Source organism: Pseudomonas cremoricolorata DSM 17059 = NBRC 16634, from assembly GCF_000425745.1.
Classification (GTDB): Bacteria; Pseudomonadota; Gammaproteobacteria; order Pseudomonadales; family Pseudomonadaceae; genus Aquipseudomonas; species Aquipseudomonas cremoricolorata.
Map to the genome: position 1 here is coordinate 301,014 of NZ_AUEA01000006.1, position 17,098 is coordinate 318,111.

Here is a 17,098-nt window from a genome sequence, read left to right on the forward strand (position 1 = left end):
CCAAGGGTAGCCTGCGCAGGATGCCCTATTCTGGTGCAAAGCGGCAGCCTTTACTTGAGGCTGCCGGAAAGGAACTGCTTGAGACGTTCGGATTGCGGGTTGGCCAGCACCTCGCGTGGGTTGCCGGTTTCTTCCACCACACCTTTGTGCAGGAACACCAACTGGTTCGAGACCTCGCGGGCAAAGCCCATTTCGTGGGTGACCACGACCATGGTCCGGCCTTCCTGGGCCAGGCCCTGCATGACCTTGAGCACATCGCCGACCAGCTCCGGGTCCAGTGCCGAGGTCGGCTCGTCGAACAGCATCACTTCAGGCTCCATCGCCAGCGCCCGGGCGATCGCCACGCGCTGCTGCTCACCACCAGACATGTGTCCCGGGTAGGCATCCTTGCGATGGCTGACGCCGACCTTGGCCAGGTAGTGCTCAGCCTTCTCCAGCGCTGCCTTCTTGCTCATGCCCAGCACCTGAACCGGCGCTTCGATGATGTTTTCCAGGGCCGTCATGTGCGCCCACAGGTTGAAGTGCTGGAACACCATCGACAGGCGCGAACGCATGCGCTGCAACTGCTTGGCGTCCGCCGCCCGCAGCGCGCCGTCCTTGCCGGCGACCAGCTTCAGTTCTTCGTCGTTGAGCAGGATCTTGCCGGCGTGGGGCTGTTCGAGCAGGTTGATGCAGCGCAGGAAGGTCGACTTGCCCGAGCCACTGGAGCCGATGATGCTGATCACATCGCCGGCTCTGGCCGCCAGCGAGACGCCCTTGAGCACCTCGTGGCTGCCGTAGCGCTTGTGCAGGTCTTGGACTTGAAGTTTGTACATGCGGTCGATTCTCACAGAGCGTTCAGTGCTTGCGCGGCGCCAGGTAGCCGAGCCAGCGGCGCTCGGCCAGCTTGAACAGGCGTACGAGGATGAAGGTCAGGCACAGGTAGAACACCCCCGCCGTGATGTAGGCCTCGAAAGGCAAATAGTACTGTGCGTTGACGGTGCGCGCCGCGCCGGTGATGTCGATCAGGGTGACGATCGACGCCAGGCTGGTGGTCTGCAGCATCATGATCACTTCGTTGCTGTACTGCGGCAGCGCCCGGCGCAATGCCGAGGGCAGCAGGATGCGCCGGTACATCCTGACCTTGGACATGCCCATGGCCTTGGCCGCTTCGATCTCGCCATGGGGCGTGGCCTTGAGGCTGCCGGCGATGATTTCCGCAGTGTAGGCGCTGGTATTGATGGCGAACGCCAGGCAGGCGCAGAAGGTGGCGCTCGACAGCCAGGGCCAGAAGATGCTCTCGCGCACCGCCTCGAACTGGGCCAGGCCGTAGTAGATCAGGAACAGTTGCACGAGCATCGGCGTGCCGCGGATGACATAGGTGTAGAGCCAGGCCGGCAGGTTCACCCAGGGGTTCTTCGACACGCGCATCAAGCCCAGCGGAACAGCGGCCAGCAGGCCGAAGAACAGCGAAATCAGCAACACCTTGAGGGTGGTCAGCAGCCCGTCCAGGTACAGCGGCATGGCGTCCCAGATGACGTTGTAGTCGAAGATCATAGTTCAGCCGCCTTGACGCCCACCGAGTAGCGCTTCTCGAGGTACTTGAGCGCCAGCAGCGAAACACTGGTCAGCACCAGGTACAACGCCGCCACCGCCAGGAAGAAAGTGAAGGGTTCGCGGGTGGCATCGGCCGCCTGCTTGGCCTTGAACATCATGTCCTGCAGGCCCACCACGGAAATCAGCGCAGTGGCCTTGGCCAGCACCAGCCAGTTGTTGGTGAAGCCTGGAATCGCCAGGCGGATCATCTGCGGCACCATGATGCGGAAGAACACCTGCCAGCTGTTCATGCCGTAGGCAGCGCCTGCTTCTGCCTGGCCTTTGGGAATGCCGAGGAACGCCCCGCGGAAGGTTTCCGACAGGTACGCACCAAAAATGAAGCCCAGGGTGCCGATACCGGCCGCCATCGGGTTGAGGTCGATGTAATCGTCGTATCCCACCAGCGGTGCGATGCGATTGATGATGTCCTGACCGCCATAGAAGATCAGCAGGATCAGCACCAGGTCAGGGATGCCGCGGATCACCGTGGAGTACAGATCCCCCAGCCAGGCGAGCCAGCGCACGGGCGACAGGCGCAGCGACACGCCGATCAGGCCCAGTACCGTGGCCAGCGCCATCGACGACAAGGCGAGCTGTAGCGTCAGCCACGCCCCGTCGAGGATGACTGCCCCGTAGCCTTTCAACATGTTTGCAATTCCTCACGGCTTGGAAATGAAAAATGGCGCAAACCACAGCTGTGCTGCCGTTTGCACCATTGCACAGGCGAAACCCGTCTTATTGCGAGTCTGGACCGTAGATATCGAAGTTGAAGTACTTGGCTTCGATCTTCTTGTACGTGCCGTTGGCACGGATCGCGTCGATGGCGGCGTTGATGCGCTCGCGGTTGGCATCGTCACCCTTGCGTACGGCGATACCGACACCGTCACCGAAGTACTTCACGTCGGTGAAGGCCGGGCCGACGAAGGCATAGCCCTTGCCGGCGTCGGTCTTGAGGAAGCCATCTTCGAGCAGCGTGGCATCGGCCACGGTGCCGTCGAGGCGGCCAGCGGCGACGTCGAGGTAGATTTCGTTCTGCGTGCCGTACGGCACCACGGTCGCGCCTTTGGGCGCCAGTACTTCCTTGGCGAAACGGTCGTGGATCGAACCACGCTGCACGCCGATCTTCTTGCCCTTGAGCTCGTCGAGGCTGTCACCGACGCTGGTGCCTTCCTTCATCACCAGGCGCGCTGGGGTCAGGTAGTAGCGCTTGGTGAAGTCGACCGACTTCTTGCGATCTTCGGTAATCGACATCGACGACAGAATGGCGTCGATCTTGCGCACCTTGAGTGCCGGAATCAGGCCGTCGAACTCTTGCTCGACCCAGGTGCACTTGGCTTTCATCTGCTCGCACAAGGCATTGCCGATATCGTAGTCGAAGCCCGCCAGGCTGCCGTCGGGCTGCTTGAAGGCGAACGGTGGGTAGGCCGCTTCGATACCGATCTTCAGCGGTTTCTCGTCGGCATGCGATACCAGGGACATCACGGACAGCGCCAGGGCGCCGAGCAGTGCAAGCTTCTTCATCAGGTAACTCCATCGGTACGGGGCAATACAGGACAGTGTAACGGCTGCCAGGTATGCCAATGGGTACAGCGTGAGCCACGGGCATCGACCAGGGTCGCTGAGCACAGCGACGTGGCATTTTAACGACAGCGCGGAAGTCGATATTTCTTCAAAGCGACAACTATGTATAGAAGCGCATGAATACGTAGCGGATGGCATTGACAGCCCTTGCAGGATATGCAAGAGCGAGAGGAAAACAACCCGTGAGTCAAGCAATAAGCGGGCCTATTATTGGCAAAGCCCGGTGCGACGGCAAGTGCAGCGATTCAGCAGCAGTGTGCAGGGCAATGATATTGCACCATCGTTCCGCATTTGTGTTTCCCGATGCCCCAATGCGGGGCGGGCGCCGGAATCAGTAACAGTCGTCGAAAATGAAAGGGGCCGCTAAGCGGCCCCAGTGGTCATCGGATCAGGCACTCGCCAGGTTCATGGCCTTGTGCGTGTCGATCAGATGCTGGACCACGCCTGGGTCGGCCAGGGTGGAGATATCGCCCAGTGCATCGTATTCGCCGGTGGCGATCTTGCGCAGGATCCGCCGCATGATCTTGCCCGAGCGGGTCTTGGGCAGGCCTGGCGCCCACTGAATGACATCCGGCGAGGCGATCGGGCCGATTTCCTTGCGCACCCAGGTCTTCAGCTCCTGGCGCAATTGCTCGCTTGGCTCTTCACCGGCATTCAGGGTCACGTACACGTAGATGCCCTGCCCTTTGAGGTCGTGGGGCACGCCCACCACCGCCGCTTCGGCGACCTTGCTGTGGGCGACCATGGCACTTTCGATTTCGGCGGTACCCATGCGGTGCCCCGAGACGTTGAGCACGTCATCGACGCGGCCGGTGATCCAGTAGTAGCCGTCTTCGTCGCGGCGCGCGCCGTCGCCGGTGAAGTACATGCCGCGGAAGGTCTTGAAATAGGTGTCGACGAAACGGTCGTGGTCACCGTACAGCGAGCGCGACTGCCCTGGCCAGGAATCGAGAATCACCAGGTTGCCTTCGGCGGCGCCGTCGATCAGGTTGCCCAGGTTGTCGACCAGAGCCGGCACAACGCCGAAGAACGGACGGGTTGCCGAGCCTGGTTTGAGCGCGGTGGCGCCGGGCAGCGGGCTGATGAGGATGCCGCCGGTTTCGGTCTGCCACCAGGTGTCGACGATCGGGCACTGCTGCTTGCCGACCACGTTGTGGTACCAGTTCCAGGCCTCGGGGTTGATCGGCTCGCCGACCGAACCGAGCAGGCGCAGGCTGGAGCCATCGGCACCGGCGACGGCCGCCTCACCTTCGGCCATCATGGCGCGAATGGCGGTCGGGGCGGTGTAGAGGATGTTGACCTTGTGCTTGTCGACGATCTTCGACACGCGGGTGATGTCCGGGTAGTTCGGCACGCCCTCGAACAGTACGGTGGTGGCGCCGTTGGCCAGCGGGCCATAGACGATGTAGCTGTGGCCGGTGACCCAGCCGACGTCGGCGGTGCACCAGTAGACTTCGCCAGGCCGGTAGTCGAATACGCGCTCGTGGGTCAGCGCTGCGTACAACAGGTAACCGCCGGTGGTGTGCTGCACGCCCTTGGGCTTACCGGTGGAGCCTGAGGTATAGAGAATGAACAGGGTTTCCTCGGCGCCCATTTCTTTCGGCGCGCAGTGCTTGGAGGCCACCGCCATGAGGTCTTCGTACCAGATGTCGCGGTGCTGGTGCCAGGCGATATCGCCGCCGGTGCGCTTGCAGACGATGATCTTCTGCACCGTCGAGGTTTCCGGGTTGGTCAGCGCCAGGTCGACATTGGCCTTCAGCGGGGTACGGCGACCGCCGCGCACGCCCTCGTCGGCGGTGATGACCACCTTCGAGCTGCAGTCGATGATGCGACCGGCCAGCGCTTCGGGCGAGAAGCCACCGAAGACCACTGAGTGGATCGCGCCGATTCGGGCGCAGGCCAGCATGGCCACCACCGCCTCGGGAATCATCGGCATGTAGATGGTCACCACGTCCCCGCGGTGCACGTCCTGCCCGCGCAGGGCGTTGGCGAATTTGCAGACGTCTTCGTGGAGTTCGCGGTAGGTGATGTTGCGGCTCTGGGTCGGGTCATCACCCTCCCATATGATCGCTACCTGATCGCCGCGCTCTTCGAGGTGGCGGTCCAGGCAGTTGTAGGACACGTTCAGAGTGCCGTCGGCAAACCACTTGATATCGACATGGTGGTCGTCGAACGAGGTCTGCTTGACCTTGCTGAAGGGCTTGATCCAATCCAGGCGCTGGGCCTGCTCGCGCCAGAAGCCATCCGGGTTGATCACCGACTGCTGGTACATGGCCTTGTAGGTGGCCTCGTCAGTCAGGGTGCTGGCGGCGACCTCGGGACGCACGGGATACAGTGGAGCGGCACTCATCTCTGATACCTCGGTTTAATAGTTGTTTTTGTATGGGACCGTTGTAACGGTAACAGACTCGCGGCGGCCATTCGACGTTGGTAGTAGCGGCGCGCGGCTTTGTTCGCAGGCCAGCACCGTGCTATTACCCAGTGCCACGCCCAATCAGCAGGCACCTGCGGCGGACCGCCCGATGATTCTTGTCGAAAGACGAAAAATCTTTATCAAAATGCGCTCTGTTTTAACTCGGCGACCACCGCTTAAACTTCTTCCTGCCTGCAACGGCACTGATTAACACCGACGACCACCCCCACCACGGCCGTATTAATCAGCAACTTCCGACACTTCCTACTTCGTTGGCTGCACGGCGTATTTCATGCGTCGGGCCGCCCCACGAGTTCAAACAGGTAATTCGAACATGAAAGTTCTACTGGCATTGGTTCTGGGCAGCGTCTGTGGCGCAGCACTGGCCGACGACGCCGCGTCCGCGACCGCTGAACCTGCGGTCGAAACCTACAGTTACTCGCAGCACCTGGATGTTGCCAAGGTCTTGAACATGAGCCCTGTGGCCAATGTCTGCGCCGTGGTACCGGCGCGCATGACATACGAAGACTCCCACGGCCAGCGCCATGTGGTCGAATACGAAGTCATGGGCAACGGCTGCTCGAACGGCTGAACAGCGCCTGCACAGGGCCGCACCCCGGCCCTGTGGCTTTGTCAGCGGCTGATCCCATAGTCGCGCAGCTTATTGGCGATCGTGGTGTGGGAAACCCCCAGACGCTTACCCAACGCACGACTGCTGGAATGTTCCAGCGCCAGGCGTTCAAGTACCGCCTTTTCAAAACGCCCGACAATATCGGCCAGACTTCCATCCAGGGAAAACTCACCCAATGGCTGACGCACCCCATAATCAGGCAAGCGAATATGTTCAGCATTGACCGCCCCTTCTTCGGCCAATGAAACTGCCTGAAACATTACATTCTCAAGTTGCCGCACATTACCCGGCCATTGATAAGCCGCCAACTTTTCGAAGGCGCCCGGCATTAACCGTGGCAAGGCACAACCAATCTGCCGACTGGCCTGATCGAGAAAATGCTCGACCAACCCAGGCAGGCCATCGAGGCATTCACGCAAGGGCGGAATGTGCAGTGAAAGCACGTTGAGCCGGTGATACAGGTCCTGGCGAAATTCGCCGCGGGCGCACAGCTCGGAAAGATCCAGCTGGGTGGCGCAGATCACCCGCACATCCAGATACACCTCATCGTCGCTGCCGACCCTGCGAAAACCGCCATCCTGCAAGAAGCGCAACAGCTTGACCTGCAAGCGCGGGCTCATTTCGTCGACACCGTCGAGGAACAAGGTACCGCCAGCGGTGAGCTCCAGCAGGCCCAGCTTGCCTTCGGCCCGCGCCCCTTCGAACGCCCCCGGGCCATAGCCGAACAGCTCGGTCTCCGCGCGTGATTCAGGCAGTCCGGCGCAATTGAGCGCCATCAACGGCGCCTGTCCGCGCGGGCTTGCCAGGTGACAAGCACGGGCCAGCAGCTCTTTGCCGGTGCCGGTTTCCCCCTCGATCAGCAGCGGCGCGTCGAGCGGCGCCATGCGCCGCGCTTCACGTACCACCGCGGCCATCGAGCGCGAGCTCTGGAAGATACTGTCGAAGCCGCGCAGCTCTTGCTTGCGCACGTTGTAGATACGCTCGCCGATGCGGTCGGCGCGGTGCAGGGTGAGCACGGCGCCGGCCAGGGCCTCGCTGTCGTCGTGCTCCATCTGCAACGGCGCGATGTCGGCCAGGAACACATCGCCGCGCACCTGCACACGTAGGCCGTTGACCCGCGACTTGTGCGAGCGCACCAGCGCCGGCAGGTCGAAATCCTCGACATAGCGCGACAGCGGCAACCCCGGGACCTCGTCGACCCGCACCCCAAGCAACTGCGCGGCACCGCGGTTGGCCGCGACGATGCTGCCAGCCATGTCGACCGACAACACCGGGAACTCCAGCGCCCCAAGCAGCGCGTTGAGCTCCATGTGCCGCCGCTCGCTGGGCATCAGGCCGACACGCTTGACGCCGAACACCCCGGCAATCGCTTCGAATTTTGCCCGCAGCGCCTGGAACTGCAGGTTGATCAGGTTCGGACAGTGCAGGTAGATGGCATTGCCATGGTCGCCGCCCACCTCGCCACGCCGCACGTTGATGCCGTAGTCCACCAGCAGGTCGAGGATGTCGCGCAGGATGCCGATGCGGTTCTGGCAGTGCACTTTGATTCGCATGTCGCCTCGCAGAGCGTCGAGAACCTGCCCTCGACGCAGAAATTCCGTAAAGAAAACCTGACAAACATCCCGGATATGGACGTGTCTCGAAACAGATAATCCGGCAACCTTTAGCGCTTGTAAAATTTACGTTACGAAACATCCGACACACGCTCACTTTTGCTCGCTGGTGGGGCGATGCGCAAGGGCACGCTCGGCGCTACAACTGAACCTATGTGCATCCCACAACAACAAAGCTTTCATCAGGAGAGCGACATGAAACAGACGCACTATGTGGCACGCGAACCCGATGCCAACGGGTTCATCGACTACCCAGCCGCGGAGCATGAGGTGTGGAACACCCTCATTACCCGCCAGCTCAAGGTGATCGAGGGCCGCGCCTGCGACGAGTTCATGCATGGTCTGGAGCGGCTCGACCTGCCCCACGAACGCATTCCGCAACTGAGTGAAATCAATCAGGTACTCGGCGCCACCACCGGCTGGCAGGTCGCCCGCGTACCGGCGCTGATCCCTTTTCAGACCTTCTTCGAGCTGCTGGCCAGCAAGCGCTTTCCGGTCGCCACCTTCATTCGCACCCCTGAAGAACTCGACTATCTGCAAGAGCCGGACATCTTCCACGAGATCTTCGGCCACTGCCCGCTGCTGACCAACCCCTGGTTCGCCGAATTCACCCACGCCTACGGCCAGCTGGGCCTGGCGGCCAGCAAGGAGCAACGGGTGTACTTGGCGCGGCTGTACTGGATGACCATCGAGTTCGGCCTGCTCGACACGGCGCACGGCACGCGCATCTATGGCGGCGGGATTCTCTCCTCGCCCAAGGAAACCCGTTATGCGCTGTCGGGCGAGCCCGAGCACCAGGCGTTCGATCCGATAGAAGCCATGCGTACGCCCTACCGCATCGATATCCTGCAGCCGGTGTACTTCACCCTGCCCAGCCTCAAGCGCCTGTTCGACCTGGCCCACGAAGACGTCATGGCGCTGGTCGCCCAGGCGACCGCGCTTGGCCTGCATGCCCCCAAATTCCCGCCCAAGGCTGCCTGAGGCGCCTTGTCTCATTATTTCTGCAAGGAATCGTTGCCATGACCACGTTGCACCAGAACCATTGCGAAGCCTGCAGCGCAGACGCGCCGAAAGTCAGCGAACAAGAGCTGGCCGAACTGATTGGTGAAATCCCCGACTGGAGCGTCGAAGTGCGCGATGGGCACATGGAGCTGGAGCGGGTGTTCCGCTTCAAGAACTTCAGGCACGCCCTGGCCTTCACCAATGCCGTGGGCGAGATCGCCGAAGCCGAGGGCCATCACCCGGGCCTGCTGACCGAATGGGGCAAGGTCACCGTGACCTGGTGGAGCCATTCGATCAAAGGCCTGCACCGCAACGATTTCATCATGTGCGCCCGCACCGACCAGGTCGCCGAGAATGCCGAAGGGCGAAAGACGTGAGCTGCAAGCCACGAGCGTGAAGCTCAAAGCTCAAAACGGTCACACAAACTCCGGTATGCTGCCCCGGCTACAGCTTGCCCAGGCCTGCCTGGTGCTGTCCGTTGACTCATCCTTGCGAGGACCTCGAGATGCATGAAATCCCGAACCATCCCTTCCCAAGCCTGAACCCCGAAGAGCCTGCCGTTAGCGCCCAGGCCGAACCCGCAACGACGTCCGAGCATGACGTCGAAGAACCCGCCAGCGCCGAACAGGACTGACGCCCCAGCGCATGACGGCGTGAAAAACAGCTGAATGCCGGGACCACCCGACAGCCGTTTTCCACGCCGCCCTGCCGAACAGCACCCCCCACGCAATCGATAATTTCCCGCCTCTCCACTCGTTCCTCCTACACAGATCGGCTTTCTGCTTATAGAGCAGCGGGCCTGCTACCATGTCGCGCGGAAAAATGGCGCAAAGCCATTATCGCCGTCACTCGCGCCTATCGCTGTGTTCCCGCCCGCCGCCAAGGAGTTCGCATGTCCTCGCTTCACCCTCGCCTGCCGCTGAGCCTGCTGGCCCTGAGCATGTCCCTGCCTGCCCAGGCCTGGGCTGTCGAAGACGTGACCCTGGCGCCGGTGGAGATTTCCGGCAGCGTCTCGAGCAACGGCTATCAGGCACGCGACGCACAAGTCACCGGCAAGTCGGCGACGCCGCTGCTCGACACACCAGCGGCCGTCAGCGTGTTCAACCGGCAACTGCTGGACGATCGCCAGGTGCGCCTGCTCAGCGAAGTGCTACAGAGCGACGCCTCGGTGGGCGAAAGCTACGCACCGATCGGCTACTACGAAAACTTCAACGTGCGCGGGTTCGCCCTCAATGCGGCCAGCAGCTACCGCATCAATGGCCAGACCATTGCCGGCGAGCAGAACGTCGCGCTGGAGAACAAGCAGCAGGTGGAACTGCTCAAGGGCTTGTCGGGCCTGTACAGCGGCGTTGCCGAACCGGGCGGGCTGATCAACTACGTGACCAAACGCGCCGAAGACGTGCGCAGCGTCACCGTCGCCAGCAACGAGCAGGGCGAACGTTACCTGGCCACCGACCTGGGCGGCTGGTTCGGCAGCGAGCGGCAGTTCGGCCTGCGCGCCAACCTGGCCCATGAAGACATCCGCTCCTACGTCGATCACGCCGACGGCCGCCGCGACTTCGCCTCGCTGGCCTTCGACTGGCAGATCAGCCCCGCAGCCACCCTGCAACTGGACGCCGAGTACCAGCACCGCGAACAGCAGTCGGTGCCGGGCTACCAACTGCTGGGCAACAGCGCCCTGCCCCACGGCGTGAACCCGCGCGACCGCCTCGGCTACCAGAGCTGGGCCAAGCCGGTGCAGAGCGATTCGCTGAACCTCGGCGGGCGCTTCGAATACCGCTTCGACGACATCTGGACCGGTGCAGTCAGCGCCTCGCGCAGCCAGGTGGTGATCGACGACTACAGCGCCTTCGCCTGGGGCTGTTATGGCGCGCCAAGCTGCGCCGATGCAGTCAATCCCAATTACTTCAGCCCCGAAGGCGACTACGACCTCTATGACTTTCGCAGCCCCGACGACACCCGCCGGGTGGTCGAGGCGCAGGCCACTCTCAATGGCCGCTTCGACGCCTTGGGCGTGAGCCACGACCTCACAATGGGCAGCACCGCGCAGCGCCGTACCCTCGATCAACGGCCGTACTACAGCGAGTACGTCGGCGCCGGCAACATCGGCGAAGATGCCCCGCCCGCCGACCCTGCCACACGCGCCAATGGCCGCCTCGAGCGACGCCTGGACAGCCGCCAGTACGGCCTGTTCTTCACCGATACCATCCGCTTCGATGAGCACTGGCAGACCGTGCTCGGCGCCCGCCAGGTGCGCCTGGACGAACAGACCTGGGGCGAAGGCCGCACGCCGGGGCGTCACACCCAGCGCTACCAACTGCTGCCCAACGCCGCGCTAATCTACAAACCGCAGGCCGACACCACCTTGTATCTGAGCTATGCCAAGGGTCTCTCAGCCGGTGGCACGGCGCCGATCTACGCCAGCAACCACAACGAAATCCTTGCCCCGAGCCTGTCGCACCAGCTGGAGCTGGGCGCCAAGCGTGAATGGCGCGGCATGAGTTTCGGCGCTGCGTTGTTCCAGATTCGCCAGGCCAATCAGTACGCCAGGCCCGAAGCGGACGGCAGCTACCTCTACCTCGAGCAAGGCCAGCGCAAGAACACCGGCCTTGAACTGAGCGCCAGCGGCCAGGCCACCGAGCGCCTGCAACTGCACGCCAGCGCCGCGGCGATTCGCGCGCGCATGGAAAACAGCGGTACGCCCGCCTACGAAGGTCATCAGGTGCTCAACGTGCCCAAGCTGCGCGCGGCCTTGCAAGCCGACTACAGCCTGCCGGTGCCGGGCCTGGCCTTGCTCGCCGGCGCGCGCTACAGCGCCAGCAAGTACGCCGACCGCAGCGGCAACGTCGAGGCCGGCGGCTATACGGTGTTCGATGTGGGCAGCCGCTACCAGACGCGGATTTCCGGCTACGACACGGTACTCAGGCTGACCGTCGACAACCTGTTCGATAAACGCTACTGGCGTGATGTCGGCGACTACCTGGGCGACGACTACCTGTTCCAGGGCGCGCCGCGCACGGCAAGGGTATCGGCGTCGGTCAGTTTCTGAGGCTGACGGCGCGGGGCATCGACGCCCCGCGCCATGGCCCGTCGCCCCGAGGCCCTGCCGGCCAGAATGCAAAAAGCCCCCGCTTCTTTCGAGGCGGGGGCTTCTTGACGAATGTGGCGGTGAAGAAGGGATTTGAACCCTTGATACGATTTCTCGTATACACACTTTCCAGGCGTGCTCCTTCGACCACTCGGACACTTCACCGTTTCTCTTCAAGCCATTCAGCCTGTCGAGGCGCGCTAATTTAGTGGAAGGCCTGCCCTTTGGCAAGCGCTTTTTTGAATATTTTCATGTGCTTAAGCAGGTGATACGCGGCCACGTGCGGGCCAGGGCATCGATGCCAATCACCCGGGCGCTTTTCCCAGGCAGGCTTTCCACACCTGCGTAGGCGGGCCCGAGGCAGGATGGCTGACCGGGCAGTCAGTCTTGTCGCTTTACCTGTCAGTCTGCGCTGGGTAACGTCGGCGCCACGCCCACACAAGGATAACGCCATGAGCGAGCTGATCACCTACCACGCCGAAGACGGCATCGCCACCCTCACCCTCAGCAATGGCAAGGTCAACGCCATCTCGCCAGAGCTGATCACCACTTTCCACACCCTGCTCGACCGCGCCGAGCAAGAGCGCGCCGTGGTGATCATCACCGGCCAACCCGGAATCCTTTCCGGCGGCTACGACCTCAAGGTCATGAGCGCCGGGCCAAAACAGGCGGTCGATCTGGTCAGCGCGGGTTCGGCGCTGACTCGCCGGTTGCTCGCCCACCCCTTCCCGGTGGTCATCGCCTGCCCGGGCAACGCCGTGGCCAAGGGTGCCTTTCTGCTGCTGGCTGCCGATTACCGCATTGGCATCGAGGGGCCGTACAAGATCTGCCTGAACGAGGTGCAGATCGGCATGACCATGCACTACGCCGGCATCGAACTGGCCCGCGACCGCCTGCGCCGCTCGGCCTTCCATCGCGCGGTGATCAACGCCGAGGTGTTCGACCCCCACGCTGCGGTCGATGCCGGCTTCCTCGACCAGGTGGTGCCCGCCGCACAACTGCACGAGACCGCGCTGAACGTGGCCCGTGAGCTGAAAAAACTGAACATGCTGGCCCACAAGAACACCAAACTGAAGGTGCGCCACGGGCTGCTCACGGCCTTGGACGAAGCCATCGTCCGTGACCAGGCGCACCTGGGTTCTGTATGAAAAGTTCTGAGACGCCGGGGAGACAAGGCGAAAACAGCCGAGGAAGCGGAGTTTACGGGTTGTAAATGAGCATTCCGAGGCTGTTTTCAACGCAGTATCACCAAGTATCAGGGCTTTTCATACAGAGCCTAGGCTGACAATCGGAGAAACCATGGGTCGAGTCGTTGCGGCGGCGGTCTACAGCGCTGGCAGGAAGGTCACCAACATCAGCCTCGAGGAGGGCCGTGAATGGGCGCAAAAGCCCGGGCACTTCGTCTGGATAGGCCTGGAGGAGCCCACCGCTCAAGTGCTGCACACTTTGCAGCAGCAATTCGGCCTGCATGAACTGGCCATCGAAGACGCGCTGGAAAAGCACAGCAAACCCAAGCTCGAGACCTTCGGTGACGCCTTGTTCATCGTCACCTATTCCCCGGTGCGCGACGAAGGCCGCCTGGCCTTCATCGAAACCCACATTTTTGCCGGCAAGGGTTACGTCATCACCTGCCGCAACGGCCATTCGCAGTCATACGCCCTGGTGCGTCAGCGCTGCGAGGCGCGCCCGTTGCTGCTCGAACATGGCGAAGACTTCGTGCTGTACGCGCTGCTGGATTTCGTCACCGAAAACTATCAACCGGTCAGCGAAGCGATTCACGAAGAAATCGAAGCGCTGGAGCACACCGTGCTGACCAAGTCTTTGCGCGAAGCCGACATCCAGCGCTTGCACTGCCTGCGCCGCGATACCTTGCGCATGCGCCGCTACGTGGCGCCGATGGTCGAGATTGGTGAGGAACTGCAGCGGCTGAACTTCCCCTTCATCGACAAGAACATGCGCCCCTACTTCCGTGACGTGCAGATCCACGTCAATCGGCAGATGGAAGACTTGAGCACCATTCGCGACATCGCCAGCCAGACCATCGAGGTGGGCATGTTGCTGGAGTCATCGCGCCAGAGCCTGACCCAGCGCAAGTTCGCCGCGTGGGCGGCGATCCTGGCGCTGCCCACGGCCATTGCCGGCATCTACGGGATGAACTTCAAGAACATGCCGGAACTGGACTGGCAATACGGCTACTTCGCCGTGCTGTCGCTGATCGGCCTGGGCTGCGTCGGCCTGTATGCAAGTTTCAAGCGCTCAGGCTGGCTCTAAAGCGCGCTAGCGGCTTCAGGCTTTGGCCGGCCCATGCGCGATGAAGCGCAACATCCACTCACCGACCAGATCGCCCTGATGCTCGGTCGCAAGGCTGGCCACAGCGCGTTGGTACACCTCATCGCCCAGATGCTGCTGACGGGCGTCGAGCAAGGCCCGTGAGTAGTCGTTGACGAACTCCGGGTGCCCCTGGAAACACAGCACCTGATCACCGATGTGGTACGCCGCGTTCGGGCAGAAATCACTCGAGGCGATGACCGTCGCGCCTTCCGGCAATTGCGTGACCTGATCCTGATGGCTGATCAGCAAGGTCAGCTCGGTGACCTTCGGGTCCATCCACGGCGCGTGGGCGGCCAGCCGATAGCGATGGGTACCCACGCCCCAGCCCTGCTCGGCCCGCTCGGCCTTGCCGCCGAGGGTCAGCGCCAGCAACTGGTGACCGAAACACACCCCCAGCAATTTTTCGCCGCGTGCGTAAAGTTTGAGCAGGTACGCCTTGAGCGTGACGATCCATTGATCGTCGGCGAACGAATCGGCTTTGCTGCCCGTCACAAGATAGGCGTCGAAGGTTTCATCATCGCCCGGGTAGTCACCGTTCATGACGTTGTAGATGAAAAACTCTGCGGCGATGCGCTGGCGTGAAAACAGTTGTTCGAACATCCGTCCGTAGCCTTGGTACTGCGCGGTCAGTTCTTCGCGCAGAACATCGGTTTCCAGGATGCAGATGCGTAGCGACATGGCGGTAGTCCTGAACGACATAGGTTAGGGATGGCGGTAGAGACTGACGCGAAAGACACGTACAAGCAAGTAGGCCGTACTGACGAATGGCTATGCTGCCGCGCAAAGTTGCTGTGGCACTTGCGCGCGTCTAGCCAGAGCCATTGCACAGGCGTCAATTAAAAACGATAACTCAACGCAATTAAAAGCCCGGCAAGTAGAACAAAGGGGTCTCTGACATGGATACGCTTCGCCCTACTGTTGGATATGCGACAACACGCTCTCAGCGCGACGCACGGGTAGTCCCGATTACTCTCGATCCGACGCCACGCACGCAAGCCCTCAGGTTTTCAGGAATAACAACAAGAAGGCAGTCAGCCATGTTCAGACATTCCAAGTTCCGCCAGGCCGGGCTCATTGTGTTTGCCACCACGCTGTTGCTCATCCTGCCGAACATGACCCGCCTGTTCGGTTGAATGCAGGCTGGCTCGACGCCTGCCGGGCGAGTAATCTGCCCAGCCCTTTCGCTCGGAGCCAGCCCATGCGCCGTTGCCTGCCGCTGCTGACGTGGCTGTTCAGCCTGCCCCTGTGTGCCGCGCAGTTGCAGCTGGACGCCGGCACGCTCTCCCGTCAGTGGAGCACTGCCGAACTGCTCGACCACCCCAGGGCTGCCGTCATCGAGGTGCCTGCAGACGTTTCTTACAAACGGGCGATGCACTACCGTGCAGTGCCTCTGGCAGCATTGCTCGAGGGCATCGCCAGCGACGACCACCTGCAAGCCGTGGCACTGGATGGCTTCGCTGCGGAAATGCCCGCTGCGCCGCTGTTGCAAGCGGGTCCCGCGCAGGCCTGGCTGGCGGTGGAAGACCCTGAACGGCCGTGGCCGCCGCTGGCCGCCGGCAAGCCTAGCGCCGGGCCGTTCTATCTGGTCTGGACCGACCCGCAGCGCAGCGGCATCCGCCCAGAACAATGGCCGTTCCAGATCGCCAGCCTGCGCCGCCTCCAACCTGTCGAACAACGCTTCCCGCAGATGCGCCCCGACCCTTCGCTGCCAGCCGATGCGCCCGAGCGGCTGGGCTTTGCCCTGTTCCAGCAGAACTGCATGGCCTGCCACCGCCTCAATGGCGGCGGCGATGCCCAGGTCGGCCCCGACCTCAACCTGCCGCATAACCCCACCGAATACTTCGCCACGCCCTGGCTGCGCCAGCTGATTCGCGATCCGCAGGCACTGCGCCAGTGGCCACAGGGCAAGATGCCAGGCTTTGGCGAAGGCGTATTGAATGAGGCTGAGCTGGATGCCTTGCTGGCCTACCTCAAGCACATGGCAGGCCGCAAGTCGTAGAGGGCAGACCCGCAGGCCGGGTCCGCGCTGAGGGTCAGGCGACGATACGCTCCTGCTTGACACCCCAACCGTTGACCTCACCGCCCAAGGGCGATACCACCCGTTCGAGCGCCTGCTCGAACGCGCCGATGCCGCGCTGGGTGGCGTACATGACTTTGCTCAGTTCCAGATGCCAGTCACCCTCCCGCGACTCGTGCACCTGGGCCAGGGTCGATTCACCGCGAAACGCCTGCGCAGCGCGCCAGGCATCTTCCTCGCTGGGAAACACGGCATAGAACTCGATGGGATGAAAACGCGTGAAATCGAACCCGCCTTCCTTCATCTGGCGGAGTACGGTGCTGCTGATGTCGTCGTTGTGGCTGGTCATGAAACGTCCTCCTGCATTGCGATGGATAGACTTTTCGTACAGTACACGTTGGCCGGCGTAACGCCTTGGAGCAGCTGGGGGAGATGGGAAAAACGAAAGGGTCAGCGCGCATATCGGCGCTGACCCCAGGGGCAAGCCTAGCGCGACCTGCGACGGCGCGCCAGGGCCAGGCTCAAGGACGCTCGACGATCTCGCTGATGGTCACGCCGCTGTTTTCCTTGAGCCAGCGCGCGGTGGGCGACACGGCGCGGTCCTGAAAATCATTGAGGTCCAGCTCATCCATGACCGGGAACAACACCGAACGAATCGCACGTGCAGCTTCTTCCTCACTCGGGCGCTGTTCGGCGCTGAGGTGCAACGTGGTCAGTTCGCCCTTCTGGTCGGCAAAGATGACGTCCCACTCTTTCATTAACGAGCCCTCTGATGGTCAAGGAACAGCGAGTACTGCCTGATGTAGCTGACCCTGCTCGCCAAGGTTTTGTTCAGTCCGGCTGCCGG

General features: G+C 62.3%; 17 protein-coding genes and 1 tRNA gene. 8 read left to right on the forward strand and 10 right to left on the reverse strand.

Going from position 1 to position 17,098, the window contains the following annotated elements:
* Positions 1-50 precede the first annotated feature (50 nt).
* From H618_RS0108120 to acs, 5 genes are all read right to left on the reverse strand, one after another.
* Complete coding sequence (locus H618_RS0108120) at positions 51-815, reverse strand: ABC transporter ATP-binding protein (RefSeq protein ID WP_028694601.1); 765 nt, start codon at positions 813-815, stop codon at positions 51-53.
* Positions 816-837: 22 nt separating this feature from the next.
* Positions 838-1,536, reverse strand: a complete 699-nt coding sequence (locus H618_RS0108125) for an ABC transporter permease (RefSeq protein WP_028694602.1) — start codon at positions 1,534-1,536, stop codon at positions 838-840.
* Positions 1,533-2,222, reverse strand: a complete 690-nt coding sequence (locus tag H618_RS0108130) for an ABC transporter permease (RefSeq protein WP_028694603.1) — start codon at positions 2,220-2,222, stop codon at positions 1,533-1,535. The genes H618_RS0108125 and H618_RS0108130 overlap by 4 nt, the downstream gene beginning before the upstream one ends.
* Positions 2,223-2,310: 88 nt before the next feature.
* Entirely contained in the window at positions 2,311-3,096 is a 786-nt protein-coding gene (locus H618_RS0108135) for an ABC transporter substrate-binding protein (RefSeq protein WP_028694604.1), read from the reverse strand.
* Between the two features lie 448 nt (positions 3,097-3,544).
* Positions 3,545-5,506, reverse strand: coding sequence for an acetate--CoA ligase (gene acs / locus H618_RS0108140; RefSeq protein WP_028694605.1), 1,962 nt, complete (start codon positions 5,504-5,506; stop codon positions 3,545-3,547).
* A 397-nt stretch (positions 5,507-5,903) separates the two neighbouring features.
* On the opposite strand from acs, the gene H618_RS0108145 reads away from it, so the two are divergent.
* Complete coding sequence (locus H618_RS0108145; protein ID WP_028694606.1) at positions 5,904-6,161, forward strand: DUF2790 domain-containing protein; 258 nt, start codon at positions 5,904-5,906, stop codon at positions 6,159-6,161.
* A 41-nt stretch (positions 6,162-6,202) separates the two neighbouring features.
* Here the strand turns inward: H618_RS0108145 and H618_RS0108150 are convergent, their stop codons facing one another.
* Positions 6,203-7,753, reverse strand: a complete 1,551-nt coding sequence (locus H618_RS0108150) for a sigma-54-dependent phenylalanine hydroxylase transcriptional regulator PhhR (protein WP_028694607.1) — start codon at positions 7,751-7,753, stop codon at positions 6,203-6,205.
* A 255-nt stretch (positions 7,754-8,008) separates the two neighbouring features.
* On the opposite strand from H618_RS0108150, the gene phhA reads away from it, so the two are divergent.
* From phhA to H618_RS0108165, 4 genes are all read left to right on the forward strand, one after another.
* Entirely contained in the window at positions 8,009-8,794 is a 786-nt protein-coding gene (gene phhA, locus H618_RS0108155; RefSeq protein WP_028694608.1) for a phenylalanine 4-monooxygenase, read from the forward strand.
* A gap of 38 nt (positions 8,795-8,832) precedes the next feature.
* On the forward strand, positions 8,833-9,192 hold the full coding sequence (locus H618_RS0108160) for a 4a-hydroxytetrahydrobiopterin dehydratase (RefSeq protein WP_028694609.1): 360 nt from the start codon (positions 8,833-8,835) through the stop codon (positions 9,190-9,192).
* Positions 9,193-9,320: 128 nt separating this feature from the next.
* Entirely contained in the window at positions 9,321-9,449 is a 129-nt protein-coding gene (locus H618_RS23275) for a hypothetical protein (RefSeq protein ID WP_276203299.1), read from the forward strand.
* A gap of 258 nt (positions 9,450-9,707) precedes the next feature.
* Entirely contained in the window at positions 9,708-11,864 is a 2,157-nt protein-coding gene (locus tag H618_RS0108165; RefSeq protein WP_028694610.1) for a TonB-dependent siderophore receptor, read from the forward strand.
* Between the two features lie 114 nt (positions 11,865-11,978).
* Here the strand turns inward: H618_RS0108165 and H618_RS0108170 are convergent.
* Positions 11,979-12,068: transfer RNA gene (locus H618_RS0108170), tRNA-Ser, on the reverse strand.
* Positions 12,069-12,355: 287 nt separating this feature from the next.
* On the opposite strand from H618_RS0108170, the gene H618_RS0108175 reads away from it, so the two are divergent.
* Together H618_RS0108175 and H618_RS0108180 are read left to right on the forward strand one after the other, a co-directional pair.
* Positions 12,356-13,051, forward strand: a complete 696-nt coding sequence (locus H618_RS0108175; protein WP_028694611.1) for a crotonase/enoyl-CoA hydratase family protein — start codon at positions 12,356-12,358, stop codon at positions 13,049-13,051.
* Between the two features lie 151 nt (positions 13,052-13,202).
* Positions 13,203-14,174 (forward strand): magnesium and cobalt transport protein CorA, encoded by a 972-nt coding sequence (locus H618_RS0108180; protein ID WP_028694612.1) that lies wholly within the window; start codon positions 13,203-13,205, stop codon positions 14,172-14,174.
* A 15-nt stretch (positions 14,175-14,189) separates the two neighbouring features.
* Here H618_RS0108180 and H618_RS0108185 read toward each other — a convergent pair whose 3' ends face one another.
* Positions 14,190-14,912, reverse strand: a complete 723-nt coding sequence (locus tag H618_RS0108185; RefSeq protein ID WP_028694613.1) for an amidotransferase — start codon at positions 14,910-14,912, stop codon at positions 14,190-14,192.
* Positions 14,913-15,432: 520 nt separating this feature from the next.
* Here H618_RS0108185 and H618_RS0108195 point away from each other — a divergent pair.
* Positions 15,433-16,233 (forward strand): cytochrome c, encoded by an 801-nt coding sequence (locus H618_RS0108195; protein ID WP_028694614.1) that lies wholly within the window; start codon positions 15,433-15,435, stop codon positions 16,231-16,233.
* A gap of 34 nt (positions 16,234-16,267) precedes the next feature.
* Here the strand turns inward: H618_RS0108195 and H618_RS0108200 are convergent, their stop codons facing one another.
* Together H618_RS0108200 and H618_RS0108205 are read right to left on the reverse strand one after the other, a co-directional pair.
* A complete protein-coding gene (locus H618_RS0108200; protein WP_028694615.1) occupies positions 16,268-16,600 on the reverse strand; it encodes a ribonuclease E inhibitor RraB in 333 nt (110 codons plus the stop codon).
* 172 nt (positions 16,601-16,772) lie between these two features.
* Positions 16,773-17,009, reverse strand: a complete 237-nt coding sequence (locus H618_RS0108205; RefSeq protein ID WP_028694616.1) for a hypothetical protein — start codon at positions 17,007-17,009, stop codon at positions 16,773-16,775.
* Positions 17,010-17,098: the final 89 nt, after the last annotated feature.